Genomic DNA, 19,055 nt, shown 5'->3' with positions numbered 1-19,055 from the left:
GGTGGCCACCTTTCCGTCCTACCGTTCAGATCATGATCCGCAGGCTCTCGGCCGCCACACTGGCCGTCCTCGTCACCGGTACCGCCGTGGTTCTGCTGCAGCAGCCCAGGCCCGCGACGGCGGAACACCGGGACCGGACTCCCGTCGTCATCGGCCACCGCGGCGCCAGCGCCCACCGGCCGGAGCACACCCTGCTCTCCTACGAGACCGCGATCGCGCTCGGCGCCGACTACATCGAGCCCGACCTGGTCTCCACCAAGGACCACGTGCTGGTCGCCAGGCACGAGAACGAGATCTCCGGGACCACCGACGTGGAGAGCCACCCCGAGTTCGCCGGACGCCGTACGACCAAGACCGTCGACGGGCGGGCCGTCACGGGATGGTTCACCGAGGACTTCACCCTGGCCGAGCTGAAGACGCTCAGGGCCAAGGAACGCATCCCCGACCTGCGCCCGGAGAACACCGCCTTCGACGGGCTCGCCGAGATCCCGACCTTCGAGGAGGTCGTACGGCTGGCGCGCCGCAGTGGAGTCGGGGTCTACCCGGAGACCAAGCACCCCACCTACTTCGACTCCATCGGCCTGTCGCTTGAGGAGCCGCTGCTCGAGGTGCTCGGCCGGTACGGCTGGCGCGGGCGGCGTGACCCGGTGTTCGTCCAGTCGTTCGAGACCGCGAACCTGCGGGAACTGCGCGGACGGACCAGGCTGCGGCTGGTCCAGCTGGTCAACGCCACCGGCGCGCCGTACGACTGGACGGCGGCGGGGGACCCGCGCACCTACGACACCATGGTCACCCCGGCGGGACTGCGGGAGGTGGCGGGCTACGCGGACGGCGTCGGCGTGGACACCCGGCGGGTCGTCCCCCTCGACGCGGAGGGGCGAACCCGGCAGCCCACGACGCTCGTCCAGGACGCGCACCGGGCCGGGCTTCAGGTGCACGCCTGGACGGTCAGGCCGGAGAACTCCCAGCTCCCGGTGGACTTCCGGGCCGGGAACCCGGCCAGTCCCGTCTACCCGCGCGCGACGGGTGACGTGGCCGGGTGGCTTGAGCGGCTCTACCGGCTCGGGCTCGACGGCGTCTTCTCCGACGACCCCGGCGTGGCCAGGGCGGTCAGGGACCGGGTCCGGTGAGAACGAGAACCGCCGGCCACCCGCCCCTTGGGTGACCGGCGGTGATCCCGGAGTGATCCCGGAGCCTCCTACGCGACGGCGACCTCGCCGTTCTCCTCAAGGTCGTCCATCGGGCGCAGTTCGTCGGCGTAGCTCACCGAGACACGGCGCATCACCCCGGTGTCGCTGATCGAGTACTGGCCCAGGCGCCACAGCGGCGGCGAGTAGGCGTGGATCGAGACACTGCCGTTCACGGCCCCGGTCAGCCGGTGGATGTGGTCGGGCCCGAAGGAGAACGACTCACCCGCCGAGACCACCGTCTCCAGATGCTCGCCGCCGATACGGGGATTGCACTCAAGCAGCGTGCCGGCCACCACGCGGACCGCGCCGGAGGAGATGTCGTGGTCGTGCCAGCCGGTGTCGTCCTCGGGGCGCCAGCACAGCAGCCAGACGTCCACGTAGGCGTCCCGGTAGAGGGAGGCGTAGTGGCGGCCCCCCTCCTCGGGAAAGGCCACCTGGTCCTCCCAGCGTGACGGGTCCGCCGCCAGCGTGTCGACCAGGTCGCGGAGCTCACGCCGGTCGAGGGCGCGTTCCGGCAGGGCGTCGTAGCTCATCGGGTGCCTCCCAGGAGACGGCAGCGCCCGCTGCCCTGGGACTGATTCACGTGGATATCCACAGCGTGGAAGCCCGGTCCTTCAGAGCCGGGAGGAAGCGCGGTGCGGTCCCGCATAACTCAATCCCCGTTTCATATTGAGTGTTATGTTCAATGCGTGTTGGTGACGGAGATGTTGAAGCTCTCCCCGGCGGCCGAGCAGTGTGAGGCGCTGCTGGCGACCATGCGGGCCTGCAACGCCGCCGCCACCCGGGCCGCCGAGGTGGCGTTCGCACACCACACCGCCAACAAGATCGCAGTCCAGAAACTCATCTACGCCGGCCTGCGCGCGGAGTTCGCTCTGCCCGCGCAGATGGCGATCCGTTCGATCGCCAAGGCATGCGAGGCCTACAAGCGGGACAAGAACATCCGCCCGGTCTTCCGGGAGCTGGGCGCGGTCGCCTACGACCAGCGCATCCTCACCTTCAAAGGGCGCGACCTGATCTCCATCGCGACCCTGAACGGGCGCATCCTGGTGCCCGTCGTCTACCAGGGCCGCTGGCTGGGCGTCTCGGGAACGACGATGCGCGGTCAGGCCGACCTGATCTGGCGCGACGGAGCGTTCTATCTCGCCGTTGTGATCGAGGTGCCCGAACCTCCCGGCGGCGGCGAACCGGACGGCTGGCTCGGGGTGGATCTCGGCATCGTGAACCTGGCCGCTGACTCCACCGGCACCACCCATTCGGGCAAGGCGGTGCGCGCGCTGCGCCACCGCAACCGGATGCTTCGACGCCGGTTGCAGAAGAAGGGCACCAAGTCCGCGAAGCGATTGCTCAAGGCACGTCGCCGTAAAGAAGCCCGCTTCGCCCGCGACACCAACCACGTGATCAGCAAGGCGCTGGTCGGCAAGGCCAAAGACACCCGCATGGGAATCGCCCTGGAGGACCTGGGCGGCATCCGGGATCGGGTCACGGTTACGAAGGCCCAGCGTGCCGACCATCACTCGTGGGCGTTCCACCAACTCCGCACGTTCGTCACCTACAAGGCGGCCCTCGCCGGGGTGCCGGTGCGGCTGGTGGATCCCCGCAACACCTCGCGCACCTGCCCCGAATGCGGGCACTGCGCGAAACGCAACCGTCCCCATCGGGACTCCTTCCTCTGTGTGGCGTGCGGCTTCGCTGGGCCTGCCGACCACATCGCGGCGATCAACATCGGTCGCCGGGCAGTGAGTCACGCTGCCGACGACGCGGCCTGAACCGTCGAACCCATCGACGGCGAGGAGCTGCAAGCTCGGTCGTTCACGACCGAGAAGCTGACTTGCGCGACTCCTTTCGATTCAACAGACGGCTGGGGTTGGTGACCGCGATGGCGTGCCCGGCGGCCTCGCCGAGCGCGGGGTCGGGTGCGGTCGCGTACGGCTGGTCGGAGCCGTTGACCACGACGTCGATGCCGAGTTCGCGGATGACGGCGTCGATGGCCCGGGGACCGTAGGAGGAGGTCTCAAGGAAGGCACCGGGGTCCACCTGGCCCCGGCTCTGGCCGCCCCGGCTGATCAGGCGCTCGGAGTGCAGCGGCGCGAGCCCGGCCAGCAGGGCGAAGCAGACCCGCAGGTCGGGGTGGCGGGTCCGGCCGAAGGCGGTGAAGGCGTACCAGGAGGCGTGCATCTGCTGGACGTACGGCACGACGGCGGGCCACCAGCCGGGGCCGGCGGGCGTCCCGGCGGGACCGGGGTGCACGAAGAGCGGCAGGTCGCGTTCGGCGAGCACGTCGAGCAGGGGCGCGACCTCGGCCAGCCCCGCCTCGTCGCCGATGGCCGTCGCGGGCAGCTGGAGTCCGGCGAGCCCCTGGTCGAGGGCCTTGGCGAGCCTGGCCGGGTCGACGTCGGAGAGGCAGGCCGCCGCCCACGCGCCGAAGGGGGCGGGCAGCTCCAGGGCGTCCTCGTGATAGGCGTCGATGAGGGGCCAGGCCTCCTCGGGCGGCAGCGTCTCGATGCCGAGCGGGCTGGACAGTGAGACCAGCGCCAGTTCCAGGTCCTCGTTGCGCGCCAGCCGTACGGCGAGGTCGTGGTCGGCCGGGTCGACCTCGTAGGGGGGCTCGCCGTCCAGGTGCAGGGTCCAGCCGTCCAGACGGGGAGGAGTCGTACGGCGGCGCAGCGCGTCCACGAACGCGGGCGCCCACAGGTGCTGGTGCACGTCGACGGCCATTTTTCTCCCCTTCCTTTCGTGGTATTCCCTACCTAGAATATAGGTAACAGCTCTGACCTTACTACGTCCCCGGGTGACACGGTTCACTGAACCGATTCAGTGAACCGGTTCACCTTATGGGAGGCGATGCCCCGAACCATCCGGATGTACGGCATACCCCTGTTCAGACGGGGGTTCCGGCATAGGGTGGACAAGTGCCCCAGCCACGGAAACGAGCGACTATACGTGAGGTGGCGAAGGCCACCGGTCTCTCCCCGGCGTCGGTCTCCTACGCCCTGCGCGGCATGCAGGTGTCGGAGGAGACCATCGAGCGGGTCCGGCGCGTGGCCGCCGAACTCGGCTACGAGGCCGATCCGATCGCCCGCGCGCTGGCCAGCGGCAGGACAGGGACGATCGGCCTGCTCTGCGGCTCGCTCGAGGACCTCTGGCAACAGGCCCTGGCGGTCGGTATCGGCAGGTCGCTGAAGGACAACGACCGGTACGCGCTGATCCTGGACGCCGCGGGCGATCCCTACCGAGAACGGACCCTGGCCAGGCAGCTGCGCGACCAGCGGGTGGACGCCCTGATCGTGCAGCCGGTCGACCCGGCGGCCGAGGTGTGGCCAGAACTGTGTGAGAGCCTGCCGGTCGTCTCGATCGGCGACGGCCTGGCGGGCGCGCGGACCGCCGGGGAGGTCGTCTTCGACAACCGGGCGGGGGTCACCCTGGCGCTCGAACACATGCGGGACCGGGGACACGGGCGCATCGCCGTACTCACCCCGACCAGGGCGAGCACCCCGGACCGTCCGGCGGACGTGCACGTGCTCGCGGAGGCGGGACGGCTGGGGCTGGACATCGAGGTGGTCACCGCGCCGCAGGCGCTCACCGCGGCGACCGGGGTGGCCGACGCGATGCTCGCGGACGGGCACCGGGCGTTCTTCTGCTTCGCGGACTCGATCGCCTACGGCGTCTACGCCGCCTCGACGGAACGGGGGCTGCGCATTCCCGCCGACGTGTCGGTGATGGGCTACGACGACCACCCGATGTCGGGACTGCTCACCCCGGGGCTCACCACGGTCGACTGGGACATCGACGGCATCATCCGCGCCGCCGTGCGCACGGTGGTGGCCGCGGCCGACGGCAACACCCGCCGCCGCCGTATCGTCCAGGCCCCCGAACTGCGCGAGCGCGGCTCGGTCGGCCGGGGGACGGCTGCGCCCGGCGCCTCCTGAACGCGGCGTCCGGCGCGCGAAAGGCCCGGCACCGTGGTTCGGTGCCGGGCCTTCCTGCCGAGCGGACGGCCCTGTCGGGAGGCCGTCCGCTCATTGGCCGGTCCGTGGGTCCTCACGTGGGCAGGCGCCGTTGAGGGGACCGGTGGTGAGGCGTGACGCGGAGCCCGGGAGGGTCCGGTGTCAGACGCGCTGCCAGAGGGCCGGGACGTTCGGCGGCTCCCAGCCGGGCATCGCGGTGTGGCCCTGGAGGCAACGGTAGGTCGAGCCGCCGTAGGTCACGGTCGAGCCCGCGCTGTAGGCGGTGCCGGCGGCCCAGGTGCCACCGGGGTTCTGGGTCGAGGTCGAGGTCGGCGTCGGGCTCGGGCCACCGTTGCTGGTGACCAGGGCGAGGCCGTTCGCCTGCAGGATCTCGCCGACCGGCTGGAAGTAGGTCGTGCCGCCGGAGGAGCAGTTACCCGTTCCGCCGGAGGTGACGCCCTGGGCCTGGTCGCCGGAGATGAACGAACCACCGGAGTCGCCGGGTTCGGCGCAGACGTTGGTCCGGGTCACCTCGTAGACGGTGCCCTCCTGGTAGGAGACGCTGCTGTTGAGCTGCTGGACGGTGCCGCAGTGCCAGCCGGTGGTCGAGCCGGAACGGCAGACCGAGGAGCCGACCTGGGCGACGGTCGAGCCGTTCACCGGGATCGTGGCGCCGTTCTGGACCACGACGCCACGCGGGGTCCAGTTGGAGTTGGTGGCGATCCAGGAGTAGTCGCTGCCCGGGAAGACGGAGTTCTGGAAGGTGCCCTGCGCGACCCGGTTGGAGCCGCTGGTCGAGCTGCCGGTGCTGCCGCAGTGACCCGCGGAGACGAAGCCGCTCTGGCCGCCACGGGTGGCGGAGAAGCCGATCGAGCAGCGGCTGCCGCTGCCGATGTAGTAGGCGTCGCCGCCGCGCAGGTCGTAGAACGTCCTGGCCTTCTCGCTCGACTGCTCGACCTTGACCAGCGCCTTGTCCACGCCACTGGCCGCGACGAAGGACCGGCCCGCGGCGACGTCGGAGGCCAGCACGACCACCGAGTTGTTGCGGACGTCGAGGTACCAGGCGTTCACCGAGGAGGGGGAGGACTCCTTGGCCTGCCGGTTGAGGCCCTCCTGGGCCGCGGTGAGCGCGGCCAGCGAGTGCTTGACCAGCTTGGCCTGGGCGCCGGTCTTGAGGATGGCGGTCAGCTGCTTGGAGTCGCTGGTGGCGACCACAAGGTCGGAGGTCGGGCCGGTGACCCAGGTGCCGCCGTAGGCGACGCCGAGCTGCTTGGCGACGACGGGCTCGACCTTGGAGGCCGCGCTCTCGTTGACCAGGCGGGTCGAGGCCTGCTCACCGGTGATGCCGAGGTCGCGGGTGAGCGCGGAGACCAGTTCGGGGGCGGGCTTGACGACGGCGGCGGCCTGGGCCTTCGCCTGAACATAAAGGGGATCGGCGGAGGCTGCGCCGGTGGTTACGGAGGCGAGGGCGGGGGTCGCTACCAACGCGGCGGCGAGCGTGACGCCCACTGCCACGGCATTTCTGCGGAGCATATGATCTCTCCTCGTGTCGGGGGGTGCGCCGTCAACGTAACGGTTAGGACACAAGGAGCGGCTCTCTCAGAACGGCCCTATCACTGTGCTATGAAGATTTAACCGACATGACTTGTTAAAGGGTGACATCGTTAGTCAACTCCGTCATCCCTATCTGGTACGTAGGGCGGAGGACGTTGGTTCAACGGGGCCGCGTCCATTGTGGGAGCCCCATGTCATGGTGCGTTACCCGGGTCGTTCCCAGCGGGGGAACGGCCGTCCGCCGTTCCCCCGGCCCTGGTTCCGGCCTTCGGGCGCGGGCCGTCAGTCGCCGAGGACCAGGTCGAGCAGCCAGCTCACCAGACCGACGATGATCGCGCCCCAGAAGGCGGCGCCGAAGCCCTCCACGTGGAACGACAGGCGGAGCTGCTCGGCGATCCAGCTCGTGAGCAGCAGCAGGCCGGCGTTCACCACCAGGGCGAACAGGCCCAGCGTGAGCACGTAGAAGGCGCAGCCGAGGACCTTGATGATCGGCTTGAGCACCGCGTTGACGACACCGAAGACCAGGGCGACCGCGATCAGGGTGACGATCTGGCTGCTGGTGGACGTCGCGGACACCGTGATGCCGCTCACGAGCTGTGTCGCCGCCCACAGGGCGGCCGCCACAACCAGGATCTTGATGATGATTCTCACGTTCGGGCATCCTCGCATGGGGGTCGGACGGGCATACCTGGACACTAAACAGTCTGCGACGCGTCGGCGCGGCTGTTCGGTCACGGATTCGGGTCACGCCGTTTCGGGATGGCGGCGTTTTCGGGTGACGGCGTTTCGGCGTGGTGGCGCGCATGCATGGGCGACGCCGTACGCGGGCAGAACATGAATGATCGACGCGATCTGGGGGCAAAGGGCGCGTGAGGGGGTGAGGAAGTTGGAGACGGACCAGCTTGAGGCGCTGTCGGCCCAGGAACTGCATGATCGGGCGGTCCGCTACGCCGTACACCACGGAGACTTCGCCTTCCTGTGGGAACTGCTCAAGGTGATTCCCGCCGCGGAGGCGTCAACCGGGAACGAGGATGAGACGGCCAACGATCTGAGCAGGGTCTCGGCGCTGCTCAGCGACGCCATGGCGTCCGGTGAGGGGGAGCTCGGCGACGCGCTCCGCCCCTTCTACATCGAGTACCTGTCGCAGCATCCCGACGCCTGAGACACCCGCCCGTGCCGGGCGCCCGCCGTACCGGCCGCCTGGGTAGGGTTGGCCGGGGAACACGGGGAGGAGCGTCATGGCTCGGGTGAACGTCGAACGGACCGAGAACGGCTTCGTGGCCCGCAACGACCGCGGGGCCGAGGTCGTCATGGGCGTCGGCGACGAGCAGGGGGTCTTCACCCCGGTCGAGCTGCTGCTCGCCGCGCTCGGAGGCTGCAACATCGTCACCGTCGAGCCCCTCACCGCCAAGCGCGGGCACCGGCTCGTGCGCCTGGCGATGACCGTCCAGGCGGAGAAGGTCGAGCCGACGCTGCTCGGCCCGATCACCGTCACCTACGACGTCGAACTCCCCGAGGGGGACGACGCGGCGGACGAGGTCTTCCGTGCCGTGGCCAGGCGGGTCGAGGAGCGATACTGCACGGTGAGCCGGGCGCTGCGGGAGCAGACCGAGGTCAGGCTCGAACTGCCCGAGTGAGGGCTCCTCCTTGAGGAGGACGTCCGGTGATACCGGGTCATCTCCGGGTGTAGGCCCAAAATCAACCCTTGGATGACGTGCTCGTTACGTTCGCTTCTGTACTGTTGAAGCAGGTCAAGGGGTTCTGCGAAGCCCGGGGGAGCTACAGCAGGGACTTTTCACCGGAAACGGACGCGAGGGGGATCGCGTCCTAGAGCGGAGCCGCCGGAGTCTTGGGGGAGGCGAAGGTGGGCCCGCCATGAGGCCGGGGCTGGATGGTTGGGGGACCATTCGGCCCCGGGACCTCTTTCCAGGCGAGGGCCGGGCGGTTGGGGGGCCGCCCGGTCCTCGTCTGTCTTCTCCGGATGTAACCGATGTGCGCCGCCGCGCGGAGGACTGCTAGAGTTACCTCCGTCGCAGGCGCCGCTAGCTCAGTTGGTTAGAGCAGCTGACTCTTAATCAGCGGGTCCGGGGTTCGAGTCCCTGGCGGCGCACCGCACGAGAACGAGGCCCAGGTCATCTCGACCTGGGCCTCGTTCGTGTTTCCCAGTGGAAGGGGTCTCACCCCGGCGCCGGGCGTTCGGTGGACGGCGTGTTCCTGGGCGGTCCGACGACGGTGCGGATCGCCAGGTAGATCAGCAGCCCCATGGGGGAGAGCAGAAGCGTGAAGACCAGCAGCGGTCCCATCAGCAGCGGGTGGACCCGGCGCTCCCTGGAGTCGAGATACATCCAGCGGGCGATGAACACGTCGAAGGCGATGACGTGCGCCCACAGGATGGCGGCGCCGTCCCGCCGTCCGAAGAAGGCGGTGATCAGGTCCAGGTCGGGCCTGCTGACCACCTCCCACAGGTCGGGGAAGCGCGGGATGGCCAGCGTCAGGTAGATCGCCAGCTGCGGCAGGATGATCAGCGGCGAGGAGATGATCCGGTGGGTGATCGACCAGGTCGGGGCGAAGACCATCAACGCCCAGAACGGCACGGTCAGCGGGAAGGTGATGGTGAAGAGCGTCTCGACCGTCATGACAGCCCCTTCCCCATGGCCGCGCGTACGAGCGGCTGCCTGCGTCCGAGTGTCACGACCAGTCCCGCGGCCACGACGACCGCGCAGACCAGGGCGGCCAGGGCGGTCAGGGTGAGGGCGTCGGGGTAGATCAGCGGCTGGGCCCGGCGCGCCTGCCAGGTCAGCAGCACCACGAGCCCGGCGTAGCCGAGCCCGGCGGTCCACACCAGGCCGAGCCGTACACGCTCGGGGGCGAGCGCGGGCAGGCGGCGGGAGAGCGCGGTGAGCAGGAACGCGAGCACCGGCATGACCTGCAGCGCGTGCAGGCCGATGGCGTGGGGGACGCGCATGTCGCCTCCCGTGGTGCTCCAGCCGAGGATCGGCATGCCGGGGCCGCCGTCGGGGACGCCGACACTGTGCGCGCCCGCGGACAGGGTTCCCGCGGCGGCGGCCTCGGCGCGCCCGGTGCCGCCCACCATGTAGTAGGCGACCATCATGCCCAGCAGGCAGACCAGCAGCCCGAAGCGCAGCCCGGCCGTGGTCACCCGGTCACCGGTCTGCTGACGTAGCGCGAGCACCGCGACGACCATGGTGACGACCGCGAGCATCGTCACGAGCATGCCCATGACGCCGAAGACGGCGGCGTCCTGAGGGGTGCTGATGTTGAAGTGACTGTGCCTGCCCCGCGCGGCCTGCACGACGATGAGCCCGACCCCGACCGTGGTGAGCCCGACGATCGCGGTCCCGGTCTTCCTGGCCAGTTCGGGCGTACGGCCGAGCATCGGCAGCAGCCAGGCGAGCGTCAGGCTGTAGACCATGAACGACAGGGCGAACTTGAACGGCTTGAGCCAGACGGAGGCGCCGTCGAGGGTGCGCTCGTCGACGAGCATGCCGGCCGCGCTGAACACGGCGAGGCCGGTCAGCACGGCGCTGAACACGACGAGCGGGCGATGCCAGCCGGAAACGAGGCGGAGGGTGCGTGTCACGGCACCTCCCAGCAATGGATAATCATGTATCGATAGTAGCGCGATCCATAATTTGCTTCAGGCTGGCGAGAGGGGGCGGTACGGCGTGCGCCGACCGCAGGAGCGGATGGGTGGGAGCCGTCCCGATCGCCTTGTTGACCGCGTCGATGCGGGAGACGGCCGACAGCTTGCCGAAGATGTTGCGCAGGTGCCGTTTGACGGTCCCCTCGGTGATCGCCAGCTGAACGGCGATCTGCCGGTTGCTGAGCGCCTTGGCGACCAGCGCCAGGACCTCCTGCTCACGTTCGGTGAGGACGCCCTGCGGAGCGGCGCGCGGAGCCGGGGCGATCGCCTGGGAGACCAGCACCGTCACCCCGTGGCGCCCGGCGTGCACGCTGCGGATGGCCACCAGCAGCTCCTGGCTGCGGATGGCCTTGTGCAGGTACCCGTGGGCGCCGGCGGCCAGCAGGTCCTGGACCAGCTGGGGGTCGTCGTGCATGCTCAGGATGATCACTTTGGGCGGCGGCGATATCTCCAGGAGGCGGGGCAGGGTCCGCGCGGGATGGTGGTTGGGCATCTCCACGTCGAGCAACACGATGTCCGGCCTGGTACGGGCGGCGAGCGAGATCACCCCGGGGCCGTCCGAGGCGTCCCCCACGACGTGGAAGTCGTCCTCGGCCCTCAGTACCTGACAGAGGGCGTCTCGGAACAGGGTGTGGTCGTCGGCGACGAGAATCCGAATCCGATCATTTGATTCCGGCATGACAAAGCTCCTGGAAGCGGGACCCATATCCGGAGCCGCGTGCCTGCGGACAGGCGGCTGGCGAGGTGGAAAACCCCGTGTAGTAGCTCGATGCGCTCTCTCATGGAGGAGAGCCCGGCGCTGTTCTCCTTGTCCTTGACGATCAGCCCCGTGCCGTCGTCGTCGACCGTCGCGAGAAGGTCTCCTGAGACGATGTCCACACGGGTGACGACCTTGCCGGCCTTGGAGTGCGCGAAGGCGTTGCGCATGCCCTCGCGGAGCACCGCGAAGATCTCGCTCCTGTAATGGTCGGGCAGCAGGCGCTCGTCCCCGTGGACGGCGACGCTCACCTCGGTCTCCGCCGGTGCGGCGTCCCGGGCGAACTCCTTCAGGGCGATCGCGAGGGGAGGTTCGGCCACGCGCAGCCGGAGTCCGGAGACCAGCCTCCTCGCGCCCTGGGAGATCTCGAAGAGCGCCTGGCGGATGTTTCTGATGTCCGCCTCCATGCCCGCGGCCTGCCGCTGGCTCTCGAACAGGTCGAGGTGGAGAAGGGCCATGCTGACGCCGCTGCCGATCCAGTCGTGGATGTCCCGCGCGAGCCGGTGACGGTCGTCGATCTGGGTCTCGTGGATGCGGTCGAGCGTCATGGAGTCCCGCTTGGCGGCCAGGACCTGGGTGAGGGCGAGAATGCCCCGGTTGAGGGTCGTCAGGAACGCCCTGCGCAGCTCAGCCTCGTCCGGATGGCCGTCCAGGATGGCGGGCAGGCGGTCGCACGCCGCGTCGAACAGCTCCGTCCAGCCGAGCGCGGCCTCCAGGGGGTCGATCTGGCTGGTGGCGTGGGCGGGCAGCTCGGTGAACCGCGGGGGGGTTCTCCGCTCCCCGCTCTTGAGCGTCTCAGCACACTCCGTAAGCACCAATTCGGCTTGTAACCGACATTCCTCCCAGATCTCAGGGCTTCTGACCAGCGGGCTTGACAGCTCCCGCAGGCGGGTTTCGTACGCTTCAAGTATTGCTGAACTGTTTAACGTGAATCGCTGGTGAGGTGTGAGCAGTGCGCCGATACTGGTCCCTTGCATCGTCATCCCCGTGCATTTCAATGGACGAACTTCGAGCATGTACGGACCGATCCGCTACGGCTGGTCTGGCTGCAATGAAGTAAGCGAACCATGGAATGCATTGCTGGACTCGTTCCCCCGAACGCCAGCGTAGCCGGTCCTGCTCCTAACATTATCTAGGCAAGGCGTATCCCGTGCAACGTTAATGACACTCCAAAAACAAAATATGACTGTATTCGAGGCGACACGGTCCGCACTGACTGGGGGTGCGGCCGTCGGCAAACATATAGGAAGGCTCACATTTCAATTGCCGACGACCGCTCCCAGCTGGGATTGTGCGCTTGTGTGCTATGTCATTAAGGCCGAATCATATTTCATGAAGTTTCAACGACGTCGTCTGGCCTGGTCCTCCAGTGCCGGATGACGCCAACCGGCGTCGTGCGGGTTGAGAGTGACGCCGGGCGGAACGATCTTGTCGATCTCGTCGAGCACCTCCGCGGTGAGCGTCACCTCCGCCGCCGGGAGCTGGCTGTCGAGGTGCTCGGCCGTACGGGGGCCGATGATCACCGAGGTGACGGCCGGGTGCTGGAGTACGAAGGCGAGCGACAGCTCGATCAGGCTGACGCCCGTCCGTTCGGCGAGTTCGGCCAGCGCCTCGACCGCCTCCAGCTTGCGCTGGTTCTCGGGCAGCTGCATGTCGTAGCGTTCCGGCAGCACGAAGCTGCGGATGGTGAACGGCAGTTCCCTGTCCTTGCGGTAGGTCCCGCTCAGCCAGCCGCCCGCCAGCGGGCTCCAGGTGATGACGCCGGTGCCGAGGTCCTCGCACACCGGGAGCACGTCGCCCTCGATCCCGCGTACCAGCAGTGAGTACGGCGCCTGCTCGCAGACGAAGCGCTCCCTGGCCCGGAACTGCGAGGTCCAGTGCGCCTCGACGAGCAGGTGGGCCGGGAAGGTCGAGGTGCCGAAGTAGCGGATCTTCCCGGCGCGGACCAGGTCGGTGAGCGCGCCGAGGGTCTCGTCGATGTCGGTGGTGAGGTCGGGACGGTGGATCTGGTAGAGGTCGATCCAGTCCGTGCCGAGCCGGCGCAGGCTGTTTTCGACCTCCTGGAAGATCCACCGCCGGGAGTTGCCGCGCGAGTTCGGGTCGTCACCCATCGGCATGTGGCACTTGGTGGCGAGCACCACCTTGTCCCGCGCGCCCAGGTCGGCCAGGGCGCCGCCGACGAGCTGCTCCGACTCGCCCCCGGAGTAGTTGTCCGAGGTGTCGACGAAGTTCACGCCCGCGTCGAGCGCCGTACCGATGATCTTGGTCACCTCGCCCTGCTCCGAGGTGCCCCAGGAGCCGAACATCATGGCGCCCAGGCAGATCTTGCTCACCTTCAGCCCGGTACGGCCGAGCACGCGGTATTCCATGGTGGTCACGGGTCACACTCCTGCGTGGCGGGGCGCCAGGTCGATGTCGTCGGCGTCGCTGACCTCGCGCACGCCGAACTTCTCCCACACCCGTTTGAGCGGGGCGGGTGCCCACCACGCGGCGTGGCCGAGCAGGCGCATCGTGGCGGGGACGAGCAGACCGCGGACGATCGTCACGTCGACGACGACCGCGATGAGCAGACCGACACCGGCCATCTTCATGAACGTGATGCCGGAGATCACGAAGCCGCCGACGACCACGATGAGCAGCAGGGCGGCGCTGGTGATGATCCTCGCCGTGTGCTGGACGCCCAGGGCGATGGACTCGACCGGGTCGCCGGTGCGCTCCATCTCCTCGCGGATGCGCGACAGCAGGAAGACCTCGTAGTCCATGGCCAGGCCGAAGGCGATCGCCACGATCAGCACCGGGAAGTTGACGTCGATCGCGCCGACCGGGACGAAGCCCAGCAATCCGGACAGCCAGCCGTCCTGGAAGATCAGCTTGATGGCGCCGAAGGAGGCCGAGAGCGACAGCAGGTTGAGCACGATCGACTTCAGCGGCAGCACCACCGAGCCGAAGGCGAGGAACAGCACCACGAAGGAGACCACCGCCACGAACAGCGCCATCCATGGCATCCGGGAGATGACCATGTCGACGATGTCCACCCGGGAGGCGGGCATTCCGGTGAAGGAGGCCTTCGTGCCGGGCGGCGGGGCGACCGCGCGCAGCTTCTCGACCATCGTGCGGGCCTCGGGGGACATCGGGTCGATCGAGTAACCCATGGCGAGCCTGGCCTGGTCGGCCGTGGTGCCGGTCACCCGCGCGCTGTCCACGTTGGCGACCGCGTCGAGCCTGCGGGCGTAGGCGTCGAGGGCGGCGGTGTCCGCCTTGCCCTCGACGACCGAGGTCACCAGCTTGGCCGGGTCGTGTGAGAAGTCGGTGGCCAGCTTCTGGGTCACCAGGCGGGCGTCGGCCTGCATGGGCAGCACCCAGTCACCGGGACGCGCCCAGTTGACGCCGAGGAAGGGCAGGCCCAGGCCGACCAGTACGACCACGATGACGGCGGTGAAGGCCAGCGGGCGTCGCATGACGGACTGGGTGAGCCGGTACCAGCGGCCCTCGGTCGCCGGGACGGTCGTGACCTGTCCGCGGCGCTCCTTGCGGCCGTTCACCCGGGGCCCGGCGTAGCGCAGCACCGCGGGCAGCACGGTGAGTGTCGCCAGTACGGCCAGCAGCGTGACGCCCGCCCCCGCGAAGCCCATCGAGAGCAGGAACCTGGACGGGAAGACCGTCAGGCCGGCGAAGGACATGGCGACGATCAGGCCGGAGAAGGCGATGGTGCGGCCCGAGGTGACCATGGTGCGCCGTACCGCCTCGTCGACGGAGTGGCCGTTGCGCATCTCCTCGCGGAACCGGTTGACCATGAGCAGGGCGTAGTCGATGGCCAGGCCGAGGCCCAGGATGCTGATCACCTGGATCGCGAACGTCGAGATGTCGGCGAAGAAGGTGACGAAGCGCAGCACGGCGAAGGAGCCGAAGGCCGCGGTGAAGCCGATAAGCAGCGGCAGCGCCGCGGCTATGAAGCTGCGGAAGATCAGCACCAGCAGGATGAGCAGGAGGGGGATCGACAGCGACTCGGCGAAGATCAGGTCGCGCAGCGTCTGCCGGTTCACCTGGTCGGTCATCGAGGTCAGGCCGCCGAACCGGACGGTCAGGCCGTCGACCTTGAGTTTGTCCTGGATCGCGCGCAGCTGCAGCACGCGCTGCTGGTCGTTGCTGGAGTTGAGCTGGATCGCGACGTAGGTCGCGTGCTTGTCCTTGGAGACGAAGTCCGGGGACTTGGTCGTCCAGTAGGTCTCCAGGCGCAAGACGTTGTCACGGGGGACCGCGGCCAGGGCGCTCTGGAGGGGGCCGGAGAAGGCGGGATCGTCGACTGTCTTGTCCGGGCTCTCGTAGAGCACCACGAGGTCGTTCGCGTACCGGCCGAGCGGGCCCGCGACGATCTCGTCCGCGTGCACCGACTCGCTGCCCGGGTCGTCGAAGCCCGCGCCGCCACCGAGCCTGCTCAGCACGCCCGATCCCCATCCGCCTGCCACGACGGTGAAGATCAGGGTGCCGATGACGACCCATAGTCGGCGTCTCGCGGCGAACCTGCCAAGTGCGGAGAACATCAGTCCCCTCCCATTGGACGCCAGTGGATAGTGGATATCACTACTATCGATAAAAACCCGATAGTGATAATATCTACTATCTGTGCGAGTCTTCGCAAGGTCCTTTGAGATGGAGGCGTCTTGTGAATGTGCGAGGCGGCGGCCTGTCCACGTTCCTGATCACCGGGGTTGCGGCCTTCATGGCGTCGATGGACAACCTCGTCGTCACCACCGCGTTACCAACTATTCGTGACCGCTTCAACGCTTCGCTCGAGAGCCTTGAGTGGACGGTGAACGCCTACACGCTGACATACGCGATCTTCCTGCTCACCGCGGCGATCCTCGGGGATCGCTTCGGGCGACGCAGGGTCTTCGTCGGCGGCGTCACCCTGTTCACCCTGGCCTCGGCGGCCGCGGCCATGGCCACCTCCGCGGAGTGGCTCGTCCTGGCACGGGCCGTGCAGGGCGTCGGAGCCTCAGTGATCTTCCCCCTCGCGCTGACCCTGGTGGTGCAGTCCGTGCCACAGGAGCGCAGGGGCATGTCCATCGCCGGGCTCAGCGGCATGAGCGGCCTGGCCATCGCCGTCGGCCCCTGGATCGGCGGCATGATCGTCGAACTCGGCGACTGGCACTGGGTGTTCTGGATCAACGTCCCCATCGGGGTGATCCTGGTGCCGCTCGCGCTGCGCATGCTGACCGAGAGCCACGGCCCCTACGGTCGTCTCGACGTCCGGGGAACCCTGCTGGTCACGCTGGGCCTGCTCGGCGTCGTCTACGGCATGGTGCGCAGCACCACCCTCGGCTGGGGAAGCCCGCAGGTGATCGCCCCCGTCGCCGCGGGGGCCGCGCTGCTGGTCTGGTTCGTCCTCTTCGAGGGCCGGGTCTCCAACCCGGTCGTGCCGCCCAGACTGTTCCGCAGCAGGGGGTTCACCCTGTCCAACCTGGTCGCGCTGCTCGTCCAGGGTGGCATGTTCGGCGCGGTCTTCCTGCTGACGCAGTTCCTGCAGCACGTGCTGAACTTCTCCCCCATGGGGGCCGGGCTGCGCACGCTGCCGTGGACGATGATGCCCGTCCTCGTCGCCCCGCTCGCGGGCATGTTCGGCGAGCGGCTCGGGGTCAGACGGCTCATGGTGGCCGGCGCGGTCCTGCAGGGCGGGGCGCTGGCCTGGTTCGCGCTGGTCGTCTCCTCCGAGGTCTCCTACCTCGTGCTGCTGCCCGGCATGGTGGTCGCGGGACTGGGCATGGGCCTGTTCTTCGCGCTCAGCGCCAGGCAGACGCTGGACTTCGTCTCCGTCGAGGAGGAGGGGGTCGCCTCCGGCGTCAACAGCTCCATGCGGCAGGTCGGCGTGGTCATGGGCATCGCCGTACTGTCCGGGCTCTTCGCCGCGACGGGCGGCTACACGGGGCCTGAGGAGTTCGTCTCCGGCCTGCGGCCCGCACTGTGGGCGGGCACCGTCATCCTCGCCCTGGGCGCCCTCGCAGCTCTGCTCACCCCGGCCCGTCCCCCCGCTCCGGTCGCCCGGATCGAGGAAATCAAGCCGCTCAGAACCGTGGAAAGTGGATAGCGGAGGGTTCGCTGTCTATCCTGAATCGATTCGATGCGGTCAAGGCCGTTCCTCCGGTCGTCTCCGCCCACTGGGAAGACGGCCGGGGGACGTGGCAGGGGGAGGGGAGGAGAGGTATGCGGATCGCGGAGCTGAGCCGTCGCAGCGGGGTGCCGATCCCGACGATCAAGTACTACATGCGGGAAGGGCTGCTGCCGCCGGGTGAGCGGACCAGCCCCAACCAGGCGCAGTACGAGGAGACCCACCTGCGCAGGCTCAAGCTGGCCAGGGCGCTGGTGGAGGTCGGTGGCCTGAGCATCGCCGCGGCGCGCGACGTCCTCACCCTGATGGACTCGCAGATGAACAGCCTCAGCGCGCTCGGCAAGGCCCAGTACGCCCTGACGACCCGTCGCGACCACGTCGAGGACGAGGCCTGGGCCGAGGCGTCCCGCCAGGTCGAGGAGCTCATCGCCAAGCGGGAGTGGCGGGTCGGTCCCCGCAACCCGGCCAGGCTGAGCCTGACCGAGGCGCTGGCCACCATGCACCGCCTGCGGCAGGACGACTACTTCGCCCTGCTCGGGGAGTACGCCGAGACGGTCGGCCACCTGGCCGAGCTGGAGATCACCGCGATCATGGGCAGGCCCGACCTCGACAGCATGGCGGAGGCCGTGGTGATCTGGACCGCGATCGGTGACGCCGTGGTCTCCTCCCTCAGGCGCATCGCCCAGGAGGCGGAGACCGCCCGGCGCTTCGGCGGCTACGTGGACGACTGAGGCGCCCTCCCTCACGAGAGGCGAACAGGCACCGGACCCCGACGGGGTCCGGTGCCTGTGTCGTTCGGGCTTCGGGTTCAGAAGGGCAGCAGGCAGGCCGCGCCGGGGATCTCGATCGCCGGGGCGCCGTCCGGCGAGAGCAGTCCGGTCTCGGGGTCGACGGTCAGGGCGACGACCGTCCCCGCCGACTGGTTGGCCAGGCGCAACGTCGTGCCCGACGCGTCGAACACGAGGTCCCACGGCATCGTGCTGAGCGGCTCCTCGGAGAGCCTGAGGTTCTGCACCGGCTCCAGGTGCGCGCCCTCCTTGTCGACCCGCAGCACGGTGAGGCTCTCGTGGCCGCGGTTGGCGACGTAGACGAACCTGGCGTCCGCCGACAGGACGAGCGCGGACGGGGCGTTCCAGCCGTCCTCCCCGTCGGGGAGCGTGGGGGCGGAACCGGCCGTCCACAGGGCGCCCGTCGAGGGGTCGTAGCCGCAGACCGTGACCGTGGAGACCAGCTCGTTGACCACGTAGAGGTAGCGGCCGTCCGGGTGGAAGACCAGGTGACGGGGGCCGGTGCCGGCGCCGAGGTGCACCTGGCTGTGCGGGACCAGCAGTCCCTCGTCGAGGCGGTAGACGTACAGCTGGTCGTTGCCCTTGTCCGGCACGAGCACGCGGTCGCCGGTCGGGTCGGGGACCGTCACGTGCGGGTGCGGGCCGAGCTGGCTCAGCTCGTTGGGGCCGGAGCCGAGGTGCTTGACGGACTGCCGCACCGGGCCGAGGCTCTCGTCGTCGTTGACCGGGAAGACCACGACCTCTCCCGAGTCGTGGTTGGTCGCGTAGACGTGGCCCGCGTGGACGAGGACGTGGATCGTCCCCGCGCCCTCGGTCGGCTGGTCGTTCAGCGGGGTCAGCGACCCGTCGTCCCCGACTGTCAGCGCGAACACCCGTCCCTCGGGGGCGTTGCTCGCGGCGTACAGGGTCCGTCCCGACGGGGACAGGGCCAGGTGGAACGGGTTGACGATGTCGGTGAACGTACCGGTTACCGCGCCCGCCTCGATGACCGTGATCCCCGTCGCGGGGACCTCGGTCCAGGAGTAGGCGCCCACGAAGGTCGGCATCGTGGA

Annotated in this window: 18 protein-coding genes and 1 tRNA gene; 8 read left to right on the top strand and 11 right to left on the bottom strand. The window is 69.0% G+C overall.

All coding sequences use genetic code 11. The features are described 5' to 3' along the window. The first annotated feature begins 32 nt into the window (after positions 1-32). Positions 33-1,130 (top strand): glycerophosphodiester phosphodiesterase, encoded by a 1,098-nt coding sequence (locus ACFYY8_RS27255; RefSeq protein WP_390045628.1) that lies wholly within the window; start codon positions 33-35, stop codon positions 1,128-1,130. A 68-nt stretch (positions 1,131-1,198) separates the two neighbouring features. Here ACFYY8_RS27255 and ACFYY8_RS27250 read toward each other — a convergent pair whose 3' ends face one another. Then, on the bottom strand, positions 1,199-1,723 hold the full coding sequence (locus ACFYY8_RS27250; protein WP_390045626.1) for a cysteine dioxygenase: 525 nt from the start codon (positions 1,721-1,723) through the stop codon (positions 1,199-1,201). Positions 1,724-1,879: 156 nt separating this feature from the next. On the opposite strand from ACFYY8_RS27250, the gene ACFYY8_RS27245 reads away from it, so the two are divergent. Next, positions 1,880-2,956 carry an RNA-guided endonuclease InsQ/TnpB family protein gene (locus ACFYY8_RS27245; RefSeq protein ID WP_390045624.1) on the top strand — a complete coding sequence of 359 codons (1,077 nt, stop codon included), beginning with the start codon at positions 1,880-1,882 and terminating at the stop codon, positions 2,954-2,956. 43 nt (positions 2,957-2,999) lie between these two features. Here the strand turns inward: ACFYY8_RS27245 and ACFYY8_RS27240 are convergent, their stop codons facing one another. Beyond that, entirely contained in the window at positions 3,000-3,905 is a 906-nt protein-coding gene (locus tag ACFYY8_RS27240) for an amidohydrolase family protein (RefSeq protein ID WP_390045622.1), read from the bottom strand. A 230-nt stretch (positions 3,906-4,135) separates the two neighbouring features. On the opposite strand from ACFYY8_RS27240, the gene ACFYY8_RS27235 reads away from it, so the two are divergent. Beyond that, entirely contained in the window at positions 4,136-5,116 is a 981-nt protein-coding gene (locus ACFYY8_RS27235; protein ID WP_390045620.1) for a LacI family DNA-binding transcriptional regulator, read from the top strand. A gap of 180 nt (positions 5,117-5,296) precedes the next feature. Here ACFYY8_RS27235 and ACFYY8_RS27230 read toward each other — a convergent pair whose 3' ends face one another. Continuing rightward, the gene (locus ACFYY8_RS27230; RefSeq protein ID WP_390045618.1) at positions 5,297-6,667 is read right to left on the bottom strand and encodes a carbohydrate-binding protein; all 1,371 of its coding nucleotides are present in this window, start codon (positions 6,665-6,667) and stop codon (positions 5,297-5,299) included. 303 nt (positions 6,668-6,970) lie between these two features. Then, on the bottom strand, positions 6,971-7,339 hold the full coding sequence (locus ACFYY8_RS27225; RefSeq protein ID WP_352010336.1) for a phage holin family protein: 369 nt from the start codon (positions 7,337-7,339) through the stop codon (positions 6,971-6,973). A gap of 226 nt (positions 7,340-7,565) precedes the next feature. Between ACFYY8_RS27225 and ACFYY8_RS27220 the strand changes: the two genes are divergently transcribed. The 3 genes from ACFYY8_RS27220 to ACFYY8_RS27210 all read left to right on the top strand — a co-directional run bounded on the left by ACFYY8_RS27220 (position 7,566) and on the right by ACFYY8_RS27210 (position 8,798). Next, entirely contained in the window at positions 7,566-7,850 is a 285-nt protein-coding gene (locus ACFYY8_RS27220; RefSeq protein ID WP_352010337.1) for a hypothetical protein, read from the top strand. 76 nt (positions 7,851-7,926) lie between these two features. Further along, complete coding sequence (locus ACFYY8_RS27215; RefSeq protein ID WP_390045615.1) at positions 7,927-8,325, top strand: OsmC family protein; 399 nt, start codon at positions 7,927-7,929, stop codon at positions 8,323-8,325. A 399-nt stretch (positions 8,326-8,724) separates the two neighbouring features. Continuing rightward, positions 8,725-8,798: transfer RNA gene (locus tag ACFYY8_RS27210), tRNA-Lys, on the top strand. 67 nt (positions 8,799-8,865) lie between these two features. Here the strand turns inward: ACFYY8_RS27210 and ACFYY8_RS27205 are convergent. The 6 genes from ACFYY8_RS27205 to ACFYY8_RS27180 all read right to left on the bottom strand — a co-directional run bounded on the left by ACFYY8_RS27205 (position 8,866) and on the right by ACFYY8_RS27180 (position 15,650). Further along, on the bottom strand, positions 8,866-9,324 hold the full coding sequence (locus tag ACFYY8_RS27205) for an ABA4-like family protein (protein ID WP_390045613.1): 459 nt from the start codon (positions 9,322-9,324) through the stop codon (positions 8,866-8,868). Next, positions 9,321-10,289 (bottom strand): hypothetical protein, encoded by a 969-nt coding sequence (locus ACFYY8_RS27200; RefSeq protein ID WP_390045611.1) that lies wholly within the window; start codon positions 10,287-10,289, stop codon positions 9,321-9,323. Before ACFYY8_RS27200 ends, ACFYY8_RS27205 begins: the two co-directional genes overlap by 4 nt. A gap of 22 nt (positions 10,290-10,311) precedes the next feature. Continuing rightward, positions 10,312-11,031 carry a response regulator gene (locus ACFYY8_RS27195; protein ID WP_390045608.1) on the bottom strand — a complete coding sequence of 240 codons (720 nt, stop codon included), beginning with the start codon at positions 11,029-11,031 and terminating at the stop codon, positions 10,312-10,314. Then, entirely contained in the window at positions 10,950-11,924 is a 975-nt protein-coding gene (locus tag ACFYY8_RS27190) for a sensor histidine kinase (RefSeq protein ID WP_390045604.1), read from the bottom strand. Before ACFYY8_RS27190 ends, ACFYY8_RS27195 begins: the two co-directional genes overlap by 82 nt. A gap of 525 nt (positions 11,925-12,449) precedes the next feature. After that, a complete protein-coding gene (locus ACFYY8_RS27185; RefSeq protein WP_390045969.1) occupies positions 12,450-13,478 on the bottom strand; it encodes an aldo/keto reductase in 1,029 nt (342 codons plus the stop codon). Positions 13,479-13,490: 12 nt separating this feature from the next. Beyond that, positions 13,491-15,650 carry an MMPL family transporter gene (locus ACFYY8_RS27180; protein WP_390045602.1) on the bottom strand — a complete coding sequence of 720 codons (2,160 nt, stop codon included), beginning with the start codon at positions 15,648-15,650 and terminating at the stop codon, positions 13,491-13,493. A gap of 122 nt (positions 15,651-15,772) precedes the next feature. Between ACFYY8_RS27180 and ACFYY8_RS27175 the strand changes: the two genes are divergently transcribed. Next, positions 15,773-17,194: an MFS transporter gene (locus tag ACFYY8_RS27175; protein ID WP_390045599.1), complete on the top strand. Its 1,422-nt coding sequence runs from the start codon at positions 15,773-15,775 to the stop codon at positions 17,192-17,194. 116 nt (positions 17,195-17,310) lie between these two features. Continuing rightward, positions 17,311-17,946, top strand: a complete 636-nt coding sequence (locus ACFYY8_RS27170) for a MerR family transcriptional regulator (RefSeq protein ID WP_362909331.1) — start codon at positions 17,311-17,313, stop codon at positions 17,944-17,946. Positions 17,947-18,023: 77 nt separating this feature from the next. On the opposite strand, the gene ACFYY8_RS27165 is transcribed toward ACFYY8_RS27170, so the two are convergent. Next, the gene (locus ACFYY8_RS27165) at positions 18,024-19,049 is read right to left on the bottom strand and encodes a lactonase family protein (protein WP_390045596.1); all 1,026 of its coding nucleotides are present in this window, start codon (positions 19,047-19,049) and stop codon (positions 18,024-18,026) included. Positions 19,050-19,055 lie beyond the last annotated feature (6 nt).

It is taken from the genome of Streptosporangium sp. NPDC001559 (genome assembly GCF_042893955.1).
Lineage (GTDB): Bacteria > Actinomycetota > Actinomycetes > Streptosporangiales > Streptosporangiaceae > Streptosporangium.
The sequence above is the reverse complement of the archived record's forward strand: the minus strand, read 5'-3'. Positions and strand labels throughout refer to the sequence as shown.

Bases quoted from the DNA above. Each gene is read 5' to 3' on its own strand.
- ACFYY8_RS27255 (WP_390045628.1), top strand. From the start codon at position 33: ATGATCCGCAGGCTCTCGGCCGCCACACTGGCCGTCCTCGTCACCGGT.
- ACFYY8_RS27250 (WP_390045626.1), bottom strand. From the start codon at position 1,723: ATGAGCTACGACGCCCTGCCGGAACGCGCCCTCGACCGGCGTGAGCTC.
- ACFYY8_RS27240 (WP_390045622.1), bottom strand. From the start codon at position 3,905: ATGGCCGTCGACGTGCACCAGCACCTGTGGGCGCCCGCGTTCGTGGAC.
- ACFYY8_RS27230 (WP_390045618.1), bottom strand. From the start codon at position 6,667: ATGCTCCGCAGAAATGCCGTGGCAGTGGGCGTCACGCTCGCCGCCGCG.
- ACFYY8_RS27215 (WP_390045615.1), top strand. From the start codon at position 7,927: ATGGCTCGGGTGAACGTCGAACGGACCGAGAACGGCTTCGTGGCCCGC.
- ACFYY8_RS27205 (WP_390045613.1), bottom strand. From the start codon at position 9,324: ATGACGGTCGAGACGCTCTTCACCATCACCTTCCCGCTGACCGTGCCG.
- ACFYY8_RS27195 (WP_390045608.1), bottom strand. From the start codon at position 11,031: ATGCCGGAATCAAATGATCGGATTCGGATTCTCGTCGCCGACGACCAC.
- ACFYY8_RS27185 (WP_390045969.1), bottom strand. From the start codon at position 13,478: ATGGAATACCGCGTGCTCGGCCGTACCGGGCTGAAGGTGAGCAAGATC.
- ACFYY8_RS27180 (WP_390045602.1), bottom strand. From the start codon at position 15,650: ATGTTCTCCGCACTTGGCAGGTTCGCCGCGAGACGCCGACTATGGGTC.
- ACFYY8_RS27170 (WP_362909331.1), top strand. From the start codon at position 17,311: ATGCGGATCGCGGAGCTGAGCCGTCGCAGCGGGGTGCCGATCCCGACG.
- ACFYY8_RS27165 (WP_390045596.1), bottom strand. From the start codon at position 19,049: ATGCCGACCTTCGTGGGCGCCTACTCCTGGACCGAGGTCCCCGCGACG.